Origin of the sequence: Streptomyces sp. NPDC050842 (assembly GCF_044456565.1) — a bacterium.
Taxonomy (GTDB): Bacteria; Actinomycetota; Actinomycetes; order Streptomycetales; family Streptomycetaceae; genus Streptomyces.
Map to the genome: position 1 here is coordinate 452,952 of NZ_JBITGA010000003.1, position 15,118 is coordinate 468,069.

General features: G+C 73.2%; 9 protein-coding genes. 8 read left to right on the forward strand and 1 reads right to left on the reverse strand.

Annotated elements, in window-relative coordinates; all coding sequences use genetic code 11:
* The first annotated feature begins 223 nt into the window (after nt 1-223).
* From ACIBG6_RS11215 to galE, 8 genes are all read left to right on the forward strand, one after another.
* A complete protein-coding gene (locus ACIBG6_RS11215; RefSeq protein WP_399222307.1) occupies nt 224-4,120 on the forward strand; it encodes an Rne/Rng family ribonuclease in 3,897 nt (1,298 codons plus the stop codon).
* Nucleotides 4,121-4,366: 246 nt separating this feature from the next.
* Nucleotides 4,367-4,687: a 50S ribosomal protein L21 gene (gene rplU / locus ACIBG6_RS11220; RefSeq protein WP_015033583.1), complete on the forward strand. Its 321-nt coding sequence runs from the start codon at nt 4,367-4,369 to the stop codon at nt 4,685-4,687.
* A gap of 13 nt (nt 4,688-4,700) precedes the next feature.
* On the forward strand, nt 4,701-4,955 hold the full coding sequence (gene rpmA / locus ACIBG6_RS11225) for a 50S ribosomal protein L27 (RefSeq protein ID WP_024756701.1): 255 nt from the start codon (nt 4,701-4,703) through the stop codon (nt 4,953-4,955).
* A gap of 129 nt (nt 4,956-5,084) precedes the next feature.
* Nucleotides 5,085-6,524 (forward strand): GTPase ObgE, encoded by a 1,440-nt coding sequence (gene obgE / locus ACIBG6_RS11230; protein WP_329623484.1) that lies wholly within the window; start codon nt 5,085-5,087, stop codon nt 6,522-6,524.
* A gap of 119 nt (nt 6,525-6,643) precedes the next feature.
* Nucleotides 6,644-8,281, forward strand: coding sequence for a glycosyltransferase (locus ACIBG6_RS11235; protein ID WP_399222308.1), 1,638 nt, complete (start codon nt 6,644-6,646; stop codon nt 8,279-8,281).
* Nucleotides 8,282-8,415: 134 nt separating this feature from the next.
* Complete coding sequence (locus ACIBG6_RS11240) at nt 8,416-11,199, forward strand: CDP-glycerol:glycerophosphate glycerophosphotransferase (protein WP_399222309.1); 2,784 nt, start codon at nt 8,416-8,418, stop codon at nt 11,197-11,199.
* Nucleotides 11,192-12,376 (forward strand): glycosyltransferase, encoded by a 1,185-nt coding sequence (locus tag ACIBG6_RS11245; protein ID WP_399222310.1) that lies wholly within the window; start codon nt 11,192-11,194, stop codon nt 12,374-12,376. Before ACIBG6_RS11240 ends, ACIBG6_RS11245 begins: the two co-directional genes overlap by 8 nt.
* Nucleotides 12,377-12,455: 79 nt before the next feature.
* Nucleotides 12,456-13,445 carry a UDP-glucose 4-epimerase GalE gene (gene galE / locus ACIBG6_RS11250; protein WP_399222311.1) on the forward strand — a complete coding sequence of 330 codons (990 nt, stop codon included), beginning with the start codon at nt 12,456-12,458 and terminating at the stop codon, nt 13,443-13,445.
* Between the two features lie 86 nt (nt 13,446-13,531).
* Here the strand turns inward: galE and ACIBG6_RS11255 are convergent, their stop codons facing one another.
* A complete protein-coding gene (locus tag ACIBG6_RS11255; protein WP_399222312.1) occupies nt 13,532-15,112 on the reverse strand; it encodes a hypothetical protein in 1,581 nt (526 codons plus the stop codon).
* Between the last annotated feature and the right edge of the window lie 6 nt (nt 15,113-15,118).

Genomic DNA, 15,118 nt, shown 5'->3' on the forward strand with positions numbered 1-15,118 from the left:
TGTAGCGCCGCCCTGGTACTCGGGAGCCACCTGGGTCGGGCAGCGCACAGACCAGGAGACTTTCGCCAGGCCGTACGCACAGGGCGTACGGAACCGGCGAGCCAGACATCAGCTCCCGTGCGGCGCCCGCGCCCCGGACGGCGGCACCGCGCCACAGGCGTGATCGTGCCGCCGGACCGGAACCAGGCGCGGCGCCCGGGAGCGCGACGGGAGAACCGCCCGCATGCTCGAGTCCAACGAAGACACCAATGCCCCCGGTGACAAGCTGCCGCCGCGCCGTCGGCGCCGCGCCGCTTCCCGCCCCGCCGGTCCGCCGGTGACGGCGGGCACCGAGGCCGCCGAGACCAAGGCGACCGCCGAGACCCCGGCCGTGGAGGCCGCGCCGGTCGAGGCCGAGGCCGCCCCCGCGCCGCGCACCCGCCGCCGCGCCACCCGCAAGGCCACCGCACCCGCCGTGGAGACGGTCGAGGTCGGTGCCCCCCTCGCGGACGTCCCCGCGGAGACCCCCGCGGCGGCCGCGCCGGTCGCCGAGACCGCCGCCGCCCCGGCCGAAGAGGCCGCTCCGGCGCGTCCGACGCGCCGCCGCGCCACCCGTAAGGCCACCGCCCCGGTGACGTCCACGGCCGCTGTCGAGGAGCCCGCGGTCGAGGCCGCGCCGGTCGCCGAGACCGCCGCCGCTCCGGTCCAAGAGGCCGCCGAGGCCGCGCCGCGCACCCGCCGTCGCGCCACCCGTAAGGCCACCGCGCCGGTGACGTCCACGGCCGCTGTCGAGGAGCCCGCGGTCGAGGCCGCGCCGGTCGCCGAGACCGCCGCCGCTCCGGTCGAAGAGGCCGCCGCGCCCGCCCCGCGCACCCGCCGCCGCGCCACCCGTAGGGTCACCTCGCCCGAGGCGACCCCCGAGGCGACCCCCGAGCCCGCCGTCGAGGCCGCCAGCACCGGTGAGTCGCTGCCGCAGGCCGCCGTCGCGCAGATCGCCGCCGAAGAGGCCGAGGTCGCCGCCGCCGAGACCGCCGCCACCCGGGGTCGCGGCCGCCGCCGCGCCACCTCGCCGCAGTTCACCTCCGAGCCGGTCACGAAGCCGGAGACGTCCCGCGCCCGTCGCGCCGAGCGTCCCGCCGTCGCCGTCTTCCAGGCCCCGGTCTTCTCCGAGCCGATGTTCCAGACCCCGGAGACGGCCGCCATGGCGGCCGCCGAGGTCGTGGAGCCGGAGGAGCCGGAGGAGGACGAGCTCGACGAGACCGTCGAGGTCGAGGCCGAGGCCGTCGAGCCGGCCGGGCCCATCGAGATCCCCGAGGCCACCGAGCGCGCCGAGGCCGGCTCCCGCCGTCGTCGCCGCCGCCGCGGCGAGCCCGTCGCCGTCGAGCCCGTCCCCGCGACCGTCGCCGACGAGCCCGAGGTCGAGGCCGTCGCGGACGAGCTCGAGGAGACCGAGGAGGCCGAGGAGACGGACGAGTACGGCGACCGCCCGTCCCGCCGTCGCCGCCGTGGCGGCCGTCGCCGTCGCCGCGGTGAGCTCACCGAGGTCGAGGAGTCCGAGGAGTCGGACGAGCTCCGCGCCGAGGACGACACCGAGGCCGAGGAGGGCGAGGAGGAGCAGGACGACGCCGAGGCGTACGCCGGCGGCTCCAGCAGCTCCCGTCGCCGTCGCCGCCGTCGCCGTCGCAGCGGGGACGCCTCCGCCGACGTCGAGGGCACCGACGAGGAAGGCGTCCGTACGGTCGTCAAGGTCCGCGAGCCCCGCCCGGCCCGCGAGAAGGCCGAGGCCGGCACGAGCGCCGACGAGGTCCAGTCCATCAAGGGCTCGACCCGCCTGGAGGCCAAGAAGCAGCGGCGCCGCGAGGGCCGCGAGCAGGGCCGCCGCCGCGTCCCGATCATCACCGAGGCCGAGTTCCTGGCCCGCCGCGAGGCCGTCGAGCGCGTCATGGTCGTCCGCCAGAGCGGCGAGCGCACCCAGATCGGCGTCCTGGAAGACAACGTGCTCGTGGAGCACTACGTCAACAAGGAGCAGGCCACCTCGTACGTCGGCAACGTCTATCTGGGCAAGGTCCAGAACGTCCTGCCGTCGATGGAGGCCGCGTTCGTCGACATCGGCAAGGGCCGCAACGCCGTCCTGTACGCCGGTGAGGTCAACTTCGAGGCGCTCGGCATGGGCCACGGCCCGCGCCGCATCGAGACCGCCCTCAAGTCCGGCCAGTCGGTCCTCGTGCAGGTCACGAAGGACCCGATCGGCCACAAGGGCGCCCGTCTGACCAGCCAGGTCTCCCTGCCCGGCCGCTACCTCGTGTACGTGCCCGAGGGCTCGATGACCGGCATCAGCCGCAAGCTCCCGGACACCGAGCGCGCCCGCCTGAAGACCATCCTCAAGAAGATCGTCCCCGAGGACGCGGGTGTCATCGTGCGCACCGCCGCCGAGGGCGCGAGCGAGGACGAGCTGCGCCGCGACGTCGAGCGACTGCAGGCGCAGTGGGAGGACATCCAGACGAAGGCGCAGCAGATCTCGACGAGCGCGCCGAGCCTGCTCTACGGCGAGCCGGACATGACCGTCCGGGTCGTCCGCGACATCTTCAACGAGGACTTCTCCAAGGTCATCGTCAGCGGCGACGAGGCGTGGGACACCATCCACGGCTACGTCTCGCACGTCGCCCCGGACCTGGCCGACCGCCTGTCCAAGTGGACGAGCGAGGTCGACGTCTTCGCGACGTACCGGATCGACGAGCAGCTCATGAAGGCGCTGGACCGCAAGGTCTGGCTCCCGTCCGGCGGCTCGCTGGTGATCGACAAGACCGAGGCGATGATCGTCGTCGACGTCAACACCGGCAAGTTCACCGGCCAGGGCGGCAACCTCGAAGAGACCGTGACGAGGAACAACCTCGAAGCGGCCGAGGAGATCGTGCGTCAGCTGCGCCTGCGCGACCTCGGCGGCATCGTCGTCATCGACTTCATCGACATGGTCCTGGAGTCCAACCGCGACCTGGTGCTGCGCCGCCTCCTGGAGTGCCTGGGCCGTGACCGGACCAAGCACCAGGTGGCCGAGGTCACCTCGCTCGGCCTGGTCCAGATGACCCGCAAGCGGGTCGGCCAGGGCCTCCTGGAGTCCTTCTCCGAGACCTGCGTCCACTGCAACGGCCGCGGTGTCATCGTCCACATGGAGCAGCCGGCGGCCGCCGGCGGCGGTGGCGGCAAGCGGGCGAAGAAGCGCCGCGGTGGCGCCGAGCACGTCCACGAGCACGAGCACGAGACCGTCGAGTCCGGTGCCGAGGCGGAGACCGAGACCGAGGCCGAGGTCGCGGCGGAGCTGGCCGCGCCGGTCGCCCTGCCCGAGCCCATCGCCCCGGACGAGGAGCTGTACGGCAGCATCGCCGAGGCCGAGGCCGCCGCCACGCGCGGTCGTGGCCGCCGCCGCGCCACCCGCCGGGTGTCCGCGCCGGTCGCCCCGGCCCCGGTCGTGGAGACCGAGACCTACGTCGTGGAGCCGGTGGAGCCGGAGCCGGTCGTCGCGCCGACCCCCGTCGCCGAGGTCGAGACGGCCGTCGAGCCGGTGGCCGAGCCCGTGGTCGAGGAGACCGCGGCCCCGGCCCCGCGTGGCCGCCGTCGCGCCACGCGCCGGGTGACGTCCCCGGTCGTGTCGACCACGGAGGCCGCCGAGCCCGCCGTCGTCGAGCCGGTGGCCGCGCCGGTCGCCGAGGAGGCCCCCGTGGCCGCCACGGAGCCGGAGCCCGTCGTGGAGGCGGCTGTGGAGACCGCTGTGGAGACCGCGCCCGAGCCCGCCGTCGAGGAGGCCCCCGTGGCCGCCCCGCCGCGTGCCCGTCGCCGGGTCGTCCGCAAGGCCACCGCTCCCGCCGGTTCCCCCGCGGGCGCCGAGGAGGCCGCCGTCCTGGTGGTCGCCACGGCCCCGGCCGAGACCGAGGCCGCCACGGCGGACGCCGAGGCCGAGCCCGAGGCCGCGCCGGCCAAGAAGACGGCCGCGCGCAAGACCGCCAAGAAGGCCACCACCACGGCCAAGAAGGCCGCCACCAAGAAGACGGCGGCGACCAAGAAGACCGCGGCGAAGAAGACCACCGCCAAGAAGGCCCCGGCCAAGAAGGCGGCGGAGAAGACCACGGCTCCGGCCCAGGACTGATCCCCCGAGTGCGGGCCGTCCCCTTCAAGGGCGGCCCGCACCCGGTCGGGCGAATTTGACCCCTTGTGGCAGCCGCCCGTAACCTAGACCGTCGGCGTGTCTGACTGGACGCGTCGCGCCTCTGAGCAACTCCCTCCCGCTCGTCGGGAGAGGCCGCTCGTCCGATTCCCGGAACGCCGCGGGCCCTCGGGTCCGTGTGAGCGGCTGGCTTCAGAGGTTTTCATCCCGAGTGAGAGAGAGATCCGCGTGTACGCCATCGTGCGCAGCGGTGGTCGCCAGCACAAGGTTGCTGTCGGCGACATCGTTGAGGTTGACAAGATTTCCACTGCCAAGGTTGGCGACACGGTCGAGCTCTCGACCCTGCTCGTTGTCGACGGCGACGCCGTGACCAGCGACCCGTGGGTCCTGGCCGGTATCAAGGTCACGGCCGAGGTCGTGGACCACCACAAGGGCGCCAAGATCGACATCCTGCGCTACAAGAACAAGACCGGCTACCGCCGTCGCCAGGGTCACCGCCAGCAGTACACGGCGATCAAGGTCACCGGTATCCCCGCGGCTGCGAAGTAAGAGGGACTGAGACATGGCACACAAGAAGGGCGCATCGTCCACCCGGAACGGGCGCGATTCCAACGCTCAGCGGCTCGGCGTGAAGCGCTTCGGCGGTCAGGTCGTTTCCGCTGGTGAGATCCTCGTCCGCCAGCGCGGCACCCACTTCCACCCCGGCGCGGGCGTCGGCCGTGGCGGCGACGACACGCTGTTCGCCCTGCTGCCCGGCTCGGTGCAGTTCGGCACGCACCGTGGCCGCAAGGTCGTGAACATCGTTCCGGTCGCCTGATCGGATCTTTGCGGAGGCGGACCTCACTTCCCGTACGGGAAGCGGGTCCGCCTTTCGCGTGTTACTAGATAGACATTCCGTACTCCCCCACCCTTCGGCCGGGGGTACCCCCAAACTGGAGGCACAACCATGACCACCTTCGTGGACCGCGTCGAGCTGCATGTCGCCGCGGGTAACGGAGGCCACGGCTGCGCCTCCGTTCACCGGGAGAAGTTCAAGCCGCTCGGCGGACCCGACGGCGGCAACGGTGGCCGCGGCGGAGACGTGACCCTGGTCGTCGACCAGTCGGTCACCACGCTGCTCGAGTACCACCACTCGCCGCACCGCAAGGCCACCAACGGCCAGCCCGGCGCCGGTGACAACCGCTCCGGCAAGGAGGGCCAGGACCTCGTCCTGACCGTTCCCGACGGCACCGTCGTCCTCGACAAGCAGGGCAACGTCCTCGCCGACCTCGTCGGCGAAGGCACCACCTTCGTCGCGGGCCAGGGCGGCCGCGGCGGCCTCGGCAACGCCGCGCTGGCCTCCGCCCGCCGCAAGGCCCCCGGCTTCGCCCTCCTCGGCGAGCCCGGCGAGTCGCGGGACATCGTCCTGGAGCTCAAGACCGTCGCCGACGTGGCGCTCGTCGGCTACCCGAGCGCGGGCAAGTCCTCGCTCATCTCCGTTCTGTCGGCCGCCAAGCCGAAGATCGCCGACTACCCCTTCACGACGCTCGTCCCGAACCTGGGCGTGGTGACCGCCGGCTCGACCGTCTACACGATCGCCGACGTGCCGGGCCTGATCCCGGGCGCCAGCCAGGGCCGCGGCCTGGGCCTGGAGTTCCTGCGCCACGTGGAGCGCTGCTCGGTCCTCGTGCACGTCCTGGACACGGCGACGCTGGAGTCCGACCGCGACCCGGTCTCCGACCTCGACATCATCGAGGAGGAGCTCCGGCAGTACGGCGGTCTCGAGGACCGGCCCCGGATCGTCGTCCTCAACAAGATCGACATCCCGGACGGCCAGGACCTCGCGGACATGATCCGCCCGGACCTGGAGGCGCGCGGCTACCAGGTGTACGAGGCCTCCGCCGTGGCCCGTACGGGTCTCAAGGAGCTCTCCTTCGCCCTCGCCGGCATCGTCGCGGAAGCGCGCGCTGCCAAGCCGAAGGAGGAGGCGACCCGGATCGTCATCACGCCGAAGGCCGTCGACGACGCGGGCTTCACCGTCACGTACGACGAGGCCGAGGACGTCTACCGGGTGCGCGGCGACAAGCCCGAGCGCTGGGTCCGCCAGACCGACTTCAACAACGACGAGGCCGTGGGCTACCTGGCCGACCGCCTCAACCGCCTCGGCGTCGAGGACAAGCTGATGAAGGCGGGCGCCCGCGCCGGCGACGGCGTCGCGATCGGCACCGAGGACAACGCGGTCGTCTTCGACTGGGAGCCGACGATGATGGCGGGCGCCGAGATGCTCGGCCGCCGTGGCGAGGACCACCGTCTGGAGGCCCCGCGTCCGGCGGCGCAGCGCCGCCGCGACCGGGACGCGCAGCGGGACGACGCGCAGCGCGAGTACGACGAGTTCGACCCCTTCTAGGACGAGCTCGCCCCCTTCCCGGGGGTCCGTCGCGAGGAGAGGGCCGCCGATGCTTTCGGCGGCCCTCTCTTTTCACCTTCCGTGCTCACGTTCCGTGTGCGCGCCGCTACGATGCCCGGATGATCGAGCCCCCCAGGCCACTCGGCGCGGCACGGGTCAGTGTCGTCGTCATCGCGTACGACGACGCCGAGCACGTAGGCGACGCGATCCGTTCCGCCCTGGCCCAGGGCGAGGCCGTCGGCGAGGTCGTCGTCGTCGACGACGCCTCCCGGGACGCGACGCCCGACGTGATCGCCGGGTTCGCCGGCGAGCCGCGGGTGCGCCCGCTGCTCCGCGACGTCAACAGCGGCGGCTGCGGCACCCCCCGTAACGACGGCATCGCCGCCGCCGTCCACCCGTACGTCCTGTTCCTCGACAGCGACGACGTGCTGATCCCCGACGGCGTCGACGCGCTCCTCGCCGTCGCGGAGCAGGAGCGCGCGGACGTCGTCACCGGCCTCTGCGTGCGGCGCGAGCTCCCCGAGGGCCGCGAGACCGTCTGGGCGGCCTCGCTGTACGACGTCTCCCGGGGCGCGACCCTCCCCGGCGCCGTCCTCGACGGCGTCGAAGGGCACCCCGAACTGGTCCTCGACACCCTCTCCGTCAACAAGCTCTACCGCCGTGACTTCCTGAACGACCATGCGATCCGCTTCCCCGAAGGCGCCTTCCACTACGAGGACTTCGTCTTCGGCGCCCGCGTCCAGGCCGCCGCCCCCCGGCTCGCCGTCACCGACGTGCCGCTGTACGTCTGGCACGTGCGGCGCCGGGCCGCGAACCTGTCGATCTCGCTGCGCCAGGCCTCCCTGGCGAACTGGGAGCACCGGGTCGCCGCGCACCGCGCCGTCGTCGAGGTGTTCCGCAAGGCGGAGCGTCCCGCGCTCGCCGTCGCCGCGCAGACGAAGTTCCTCGACTACGACCTCCCCATGTACCTCCGCGAACTGCCGCGGCGGACCGCCGCCTACCGCGCCGACTGGTGGACGCTCACCCGTGACCACCTCGCCGGCTTCGACGACGCCGCGGTCGCCGCCGCCCCGGCGCCGAACCGCTGGCTGTACGCCGGGATCACGGCCCTCGCCGCCGTACCCGAAGGGCGTGAACTCACCCGGTTCGCCGAGCTCGCCGCCGGCCGCCCGCGGCTCGTCCCGCCGTACCGCCGTGCCGGGGACGGCGCCCCGGTGCTGGCCGCCGCCCCGGCCGACGTACCGCTGGACGGTCTCGCCGAGCTGCCCCCCGCCCGGCTGCCGGTCGCCGTGGACGGCGCCGTCGCCGTCGGCGGGGGGACCCGGGTGACCCTCACCGTGCATGAGCTGTACGGGCGGGTCGGCGCCCTGCGCCCCGTCTCCGTCCGGGTCGGGTTCACCGAACGCGTATCGGCCGCGACGCTCTCCGCCGAGGCCCCGCTGCTCCCCGCCGACGAGGGCTGGACCGCCACCGTCCGCGTCCCCACCGCGAAGCTGCTCCGCGCCGGCCGGCTCGCCTCCTGGTCGCTCCGCGCCGAGCTGCGCTACGCGGACGGCTCGACCGGCTGCGCCGAGGTCAGGGCCCCGGAGGGGTTCGCCGGCCGGCGCGGCGTGGTCCTCGGCAGGTTCGGCCGCGTCCTCCTCGTCCAGGTCGTGGCCTCGGCGCGGCGCGGCCTGACCCTCCGGCTCACGGGCGGCGCGGCGGGTGCCCGCCAGGTGGTGTCCGGACGAATCAGGAGGCTCCTGGCGAAGGGGTGAACATCACCCGATGAGGGGGAGACTGGTTTCGGAACAATTTCCCGCCGGGTCGTGACTTGGCGGTCGGCGGGGGCGTTCATCAATCAACTGTGAGCGCGCTCTGTACTACCGCATGCCTGTGTGAGAGGACTTGGATGCCGACTAGCGACGTCCCCGATGTGAGCGTCGTCGTCATCGTCTACAACGATGAGGAACGGCTCCCGCGAGCGGTTCGGTCCGTACTCGACCAGACCCTGAACAATCTTGAAGTGATCATCGCCGACGACTGCTCGACCGATGGCACCGAGCGCGTCGCGCGGGCCCTGGAGGCCGCCGACCCCCGCGTGCGCTACGCGCGCCTGGAGCAGAACAGCGGCGGCTGCAGCGCCCCCCGCAATCGCGGCATCGCGATCGCCCGCGCCCCGTACGTCATGTTCCTCGACAGCGACGACGAACTGCCGCGGCACGCCTGCAAGAGCATGCTGCTCGTCGCCGAGGAGACCGGCGTCGACTTCGTGACCGGTGAGGTGACCCGGCTCTACGAGGCGTCCGACACGACGGGCCTGTGGTACCCGCACCTCTTCGCCGAGCAGCGGGTCGTGGCGGGCATCGCCGAGCGGCCCGAGTACTTCTTCGACCACCTGTCGACGAACAAGCTCTACCGCACCGGCTTCATCCGGGACAACGGACTCGCCTTCCCCGAGGGCATCCACTACGAGGACCAGCTGTTCTCCGCGCAGGCGTACACGCTCGCGGAGACCTTCGCCGTCGTGCCGTGGTCCGTCTACACCTGGCGCCTCGCACCGGAGAGCGTCTCCATCTCGTCGAGCCGGCACAAGATCCAGAACGTCCGCGACCGCATCGGCGTGGCCCGGCTGATCGACGCCTGGCTGGAGGAGCGCGGCGACACCGGGCTCCGCGCCGAGAAGGACCACAAATTCCTCCGCCACGACTTCCGTCTGTACCTCGGCGACCTGCCGTTCCGTGACGGCGACTGGATCGCGGAGTTCGCCGACGAGGTCACCCCGTACCTCGACGAGATCGCCGACGAGACCTACGAGCGGCTCTCGCGCGAGGAGCGCGTCTGCCTCCACCTGCTGCGCACCGGCAGGCTGGAGGAGGCCGCCGTGGCCGCCCGCCAGTTCGGCAGGCCGCAGCTCGCGCCGCGTGCCGTGACCGAGGTGGACGGCGTCCCCTACTGGGGCGACGTCGCGCCCGCCGACGACGCGAGCCGCAGCGAGCTGGACCTCGGCGAGTGGCACCTGCGCGAGCAGTCCCTCGGCAGCGGGCGCCTGCGGCACGAGCTGACCTCCGTGTCGATGCTCGGCCCGGTCCTGCGCCTGGAGATCCGTACGTACGACCCGGTCGGCCTGATCACCGAGGACACCCAGGCGTCGGCCAAACTGGCCGCCCACAAGACGCCGCTGACGGTGCCGCTCACGCTCGTCCCGGACGGCCACGGCCAGTACGTGTCCAAGGCCGAGCTCGACCTGCGGAAGGTCCCGGTCGGCAAGGTCGGCGTGGCGACCCGCCGCCACCCGGTCATCGCCCTGGAGCAGGACGGCGCGCGGCGTACGGACATCCTGCTCGCCCAGCACGACCAGCCCGACTTCCGCGCCACCCTCAGGTACCACAAGTTCGGCATCCACCACCTGCGGGTCCAGGCCGAACAGAAGGGCGCGGGGCGCCTCGAGGTGACCTGGCAGCGCTCCGGCGTCCTGAAGTCCCTCGAACCGCTCGGCCCCTACGCCCGCAAGACCAAGGCCAAGGTCGGCAAGGTCAAGAAGATCCTCGTCGGCAACGAGGGCAAGGCCACGGCCTACGACGCCGTCGCCCGGCTCCCGCGCAAGCGCGGCCTGGCCGTCTTCGAGGCGGTGGAGGGCCGCGGCTACGCGGACAACCCCCGCTACGTCTACGAGGAGCTCAAGCGCCGCGCCCTCCCGATCGACGTGGTCTGGGCCTACTCCGGAAGCCGGGACTCCTTCCCCGACGACGTCACGCTCGTGAAGCGCGGCAGCTTCGCCTACGGCCGCGCGCTGGCCCGGGCCACGTACTGGGTCGACTCGCACAACCTGCCGTACCTGTACGCGAAGCCCAAGGGCACCCGGTACCTCCAGACCTGGCACGGCCAGACCTTCAAGGCGATGGGCTTCGACGTCCCGTCGCTGCGCGGTGCCTCGGAGATCGAGAAGGGGCGGTTCCGCGCCGCCGTCGGCCGCTGGGACGCGCTCGTCTGCCCGAGCGCCGAGTTCGAGCGGACCTTCGTCCCGGCCTTCGAGGTCCAGGCCGACCTGATCCGCTCCGGCTACCCGCGCAACGACGTGCTCGTGCGCTGGGCGGAGCCGGAGCAGCGGGCCAGGGCGGCCGCCGCCCGCGAGGCCCTGGACATCCCGGCCGGCCGCAAGGTGCTGCTCTACGCGCCGACCTTCCGGGACGCGGCCCGCCGCACCGGACAGTCGATCCGGGTGGACTTCGAGGCGCTGGCCCCGTACCTGTCCGACGAGTGGACCGTCGTCGTGCGCGCCCACCCGTACGACCGGTTCACGGTCGCTCCGGAGCTCGGCCACTTCCTCCGGGACGGCTCGGCGTTCGCCGACGTCAACGACCTGATGCTGATCTCGGACGCGGTCCTCACGGACTACTCGTCGCTGATGTTCGACTACGCGAACACCGGTCGCCCGATACTGCTGTACACGGACGACTACGAGGACTACAAGGGCGGCGACCGGGGCACGTACTACGACCTCGAGGACATCGCGCCGGGGCCGATGCTGACGACCACCGAGGACCTCGCCGCCGCCGTGCTGGACCTGGAGGGCGTGCGGGAGCGGCACGCCCAGCGCTACGCGCGCTTCCAGGAGATGTTCTGCTCGTACGAGACCGGCCACGCGAGCAAGCTGGTGGTCGACGCTTTTTTCGAAGGCGGCACCCATGACTGAGGCCTCCCCTGCCCGCAACGTGTTCTTCGTCGGTGTCGACGTCGACTCGATGGGCGGATCCCAGCGGGTGCTGCACACCCTCGCCCAGGGCATGGGCGAGCGGGGCCACCGCGTCGAGCTGATCGGCATCCGGCCGAGCGCCGAGCCCTTCCCGTACAACGCCACGCGCGCGTACCGCCATGCGACGCTCTACCCGCCGGCCGCGGCCCCCAGGCCGCCGGTGCGGACGGTCGGCGACCGGCTCAGCCTGGCGCGGCGCGCCGACGCCCGCCGGGCGCGGGCCGCCCGCGAGCACGCGCGGGCGGAGATGCAGCGCAGGCTGTCGGCGGTCGAGGACGGCTACATCGTCTTCGGGTCGCCGTGGGCGGTGGACTGGGTCATGCCGCTGGACTGGCGTCATCTGAAGGGCATCGGGCAGTACCACGAGTCCTTCGCGCAGGCCCGGCGCAGCGCCAACCTGAAGCTGATCCGGCGCCACTACCCGGCCCTGGAGCAGACCCTTGTCCTCTCCCAGGGGGACGCCGTCGAGTTCGTCAACCAGCGCGTGCCGAACGTCCGGGTCATGCCGAACCCGCTGCCGTTCTACCCGGACGAGCGGGCTCCGCTCGACACCCGCAAGATCGGCGCGGTCGGCCGGCTCGACCCGATCAAGCGGTACGACCGGATGATCGAGGCCTTCGCGCAGGCCCGCGCGGGCGGCAAGGGCGCGGGTCGCAAGGGTGCGGGTCGCGAGGGCTGGGAGCTGCATCTCTTCGGCGACGGTCCGCTGGAGAACGAGCTGCGGATGAAGGCCGAGGACCTCGGCGTCGCCGACCAGGTCGTCCTGCGGGGCACGGTCAAGGACATGGCGGCCGCCTACCGCGAGCTGTCCGTCGTCGCGATCAGCAGTGAGCGCGAGGGACGCCCGATGGCCCTGGCGGAGGCCGCCGCGTGCGGGGTGCCGTGTGTGAGCTTCGACGTGTCGGGCGGTGTCCGGGAGCTCGTCGACGACGGTGTCACGGGCACCCTGGTGCCGCCGGCGGACGTGCCGGGGCTCGCCGCCGCGTTCGGCGAGCTCATGGACGACGCCGGGCGGCGGCGGCGGTACGGCGCGGCGGGGCGGGAGCACGTCGCGCGCCTGTCGCTGCCGAGCGTCCTCGACCGGTGGGACGCGGTGTTCGCGGAGATCGAACGCTAGGGAAGCGGTGGTGCGCGGCCCCCGGCGGACCTTTCCGCGGTCCGCCGGGCGGCCTCCGGCCTGTGGCTAAACTGTCGGAATGACCTGGCTCATCACCGGCGGCGCCGGATACATCGGTTCCCACGTCGTCAAAGCAATGACCGAGGCCGGCGAGCGTGTCGTCGTGGTCGACGACCTCAGCACGGGCAACCCGGCGCGCGTCCCGCAGGGCGTCGCGCTCGAGAAGGGCTCGGTCCTGGACCGCGAGTTCCTCGACCGGGTGCTGCGCGAGCACGCGGTCGAGGGCATCGTCCACCTGGCGGCCAAGAAGCAGGTCGGCGAGTCGGTCGAGCAGCCGCTGTTCTACTACCGCGAGAACGTGACGGGCCTGCAGACCATCCTGGAGGCCGCCGCCGGCGCCGGGGTGAAGAGCTTCCTCTTCTCCTCCTCCGCATCCGTCTACGGCATGCCCGACGTGGACCTCGTCACCGAGGACACCGAGTGCCTGCCGCTCAGCCCGTACGGCGAGACCAAGCTCGTCGGCGAGTGGATGGCGCGCGCCGTCGGCCAGGCCCACGGGATCTCCACCGCCTGCCTGCGGTACTTCAACGTGGCGGGCGCCGCGGCCCCCGAGCTCGCCGACACCGGTGTCTTCAACCTGGTGCCGATGGTCTTCGAGCGGCTCGACGCCGGCGAGTCCCCGCGCATCTTCGGCGACGACTACCCGACGCCGGACGGCACCTGCATCCGCGACTACATCCACGTCGCCGACATCGCGGACGCCCACCTCGCGGCGGCCCGCACGCTCGCCGCGGCGGGCGAGGCCGGCGAGACGGCCGCGCTGACCCTGAACATCGGGCGCGGCGAGGGCGTGTCGGTGCGCGAGATGGTCGACCTGATCAACGAGATCACCGGTCACAGCGTCGAGCCCCTCGTCACCCCGCGCCGGCCGGGCGACCCGGCCCGCGTGGTCGCCTCCGCGGAGCGCATCGAGTCGGAGCTCGGCTGGAAGGCCCGTCACGACGTCCGCTCCATGATCAGCTCCGCCTGGGAGGGCTGGGGCGCGAACCGGTCGTCCCGCACGGCGTAGTTCGTAGCTGTCAGCTCGTCGTACGGAGTGGGGCGTCCCGGGTCAGGTCCGGGGCGCCCCACTCCGTCGTGTCGCGGGCCGTGCCGTCAGGGGCGGTGAATGCGGTCCACGCCGTAGTACGTGGCCGCGCACTGCGCCGCCCAGTCCCGCTCGTACGTGCGGGCGAACAGCGGCTCCGTCAGCCCGCCGACGAGGAGCGGTTCGTACGCGACCTCGCGGGCGCCCGCCGCGACCTCCGCCCGGATCCGCGCGTTCTGCCGGTCCCAGGCGGTCGCGCGTACCACCGTGCTCGTGGTCAGCTCGTACACCGGCCGCACCAGGGCGGCCGTGCTCCCGACGGCGACCGCGCCCACCGCGACCAGCACCGCGGCGCGGGCGGCGGGCCGGCCGGGCGCCCGGAGCAGGAGCCCCAGCCGGTACCCGCCCCACGTTCCGTACGCGCAGAGCGCGAGCAGCAGCGGGAGCAGGAAGCTCGTCCAGGTGCGCCCGTACGTCCAGCCCACGTCTCCGTAGCCGGTGCGCAGCCCGTACGTGACGGCCAGGCTCGCGAGGGCGATGAGCGGCAGCGGCAGGAGCACCGCGATCCGGAAGAGCCGGCGCGGGGGGAGCCCGGCGGCGGTCCCGCCGTGCGCCGGGGCGCGGCCCGGCGCGTCGCCCGGGGCGCGGGTCATGCCCAGGCCGAGGCCCAGGAGCGCGCCGACGGCGGCTGCGCCCGCGTACGCCCCCTGGCCCCCGATCGTCTCCCACACGTGCCACCAGTCGCGGAACGTTTCTCCCACCACCGCGGCCGTCAGCGGCTCCTGCGGATGCTGGGCGCGCCGCCACCGCGCGCCGGGTGACGTGGAGAGCAGGACGAGGCCGGTGGCGAGCCCGAGGCAGGCCGACGCGCACCAGGTCGGCACGTACCGGTCCTTCGTCCAGCCGAGCCTGGGCAGGCAGAGGAGAGCGGTGGTGCCCGCGAGCAGCCCGGCCACCATGGCGAAGGGTTCGCTGAGCATGCCGAGCGCCGCCCCGGTCGGGAACGCCGCGGCCACCGCCGTGGTCCGGGCCCATCGGTGGCCGCTCTGCGCCGCCCGGACGGCGCAGAGCACCGCCCCGAGGCCGATCACGCTCGGCAGGGTGTGGGAGATGGTCGCCGGGGCCCAGAGCAGGACCTGGTACGAGCGGGTGCCGGCGAAGAACAGCAGCGCGGAGAGGAGCGCCGCGGCGGCGGCGAGCAGGACCGGGGGAGGGCCGGGCAGGCGCAGGGCGCGCAGCGCGGCGCGGCCGAGGAGGAGGAGTCCGGCGCCGAGCGTGACCACGAGGAGGGTGGGCAGCAGTTTCGGCCCCCGCATGTCGTCGGAGTAGATCAGGCCGGTGAGGAAGGCGTTGGTGACGCGCCCGTTCTGGGTGCGGTAGAAGTCCCAGGTGATGCCCAGGACGCCCATGTCGCGGGCCTTCCACAGGGCGCACCAGTCGTCCGACGTGGGGCGGACGTAGAGCCCGAGGAAGGCGCCGACCGAGAGGAGCGCGCCCGCCCCGGCGGAGACGACGAGGGCGATCCAGGACAGGGCCCGCCGGGGCCCGACCGTGCCCCCGCCCTTACGCCCGTCCCCGGCTCCGTCCTCGTCCCTGGTGTCGGTGGGGAGCGGTGCATCACTGTGCTCCGGAGGGGTCGTCCTACTCACCGGTCA

Excerpts from the sequence above, each read along its gene's own strand:
- ACIBG6_RS11215 (WP_399222307.1), top strand. The coding sequence starts at position 224 with ATGCTCGAGTCCAACGAAGACACCAATGCCCCCGGTGACAAGCTGCCG.
- rpmA (WP_024756701.1), top strand. The coding sequence starts at position 4,701 with ATGGCACACAAGAAGGGCGCATCGTCCACCCGGAACGGGCGCGATTCC.
- obgE (WP_329623484.1), top strand. The coding sequence starts at position 5,085 with ATGACCACCTTCGTGGACCGCGTCGAGCTGCATGTCGCCGCGGGTAAC.
- ACIBG6_RS11235 (WP_399222308.1), top strand. The coding sequence starts at position 6,644 with ATGATCGAGCCCCCCAGGCCACTCGGCGCGGCACGGGTCAGTGTCGTC.
- ACIBG6_RS11240 (WP_399222309.1), top strand. The coding sequence starts at position 8,416 with ATGCCGACTAGCGACGTCCCCGATGTGAGCGTCGTCGTCATCGTCTAC.
- ACIBG6_RS11245 (WP_399222310.1), top strand. The coding sequence starts at position 11,192 with ATGACTGAGGCCTCCCCTGCCCGCAACGTGTTCTTCGTCGGTGTCGAC.
- galE (WP_399222311.1), top strand. The coding sequence starts at position 12,456 with ATGACCTGGCTCATCACCGGCGGCGCCGGATACATCGGTTCCCACGTC.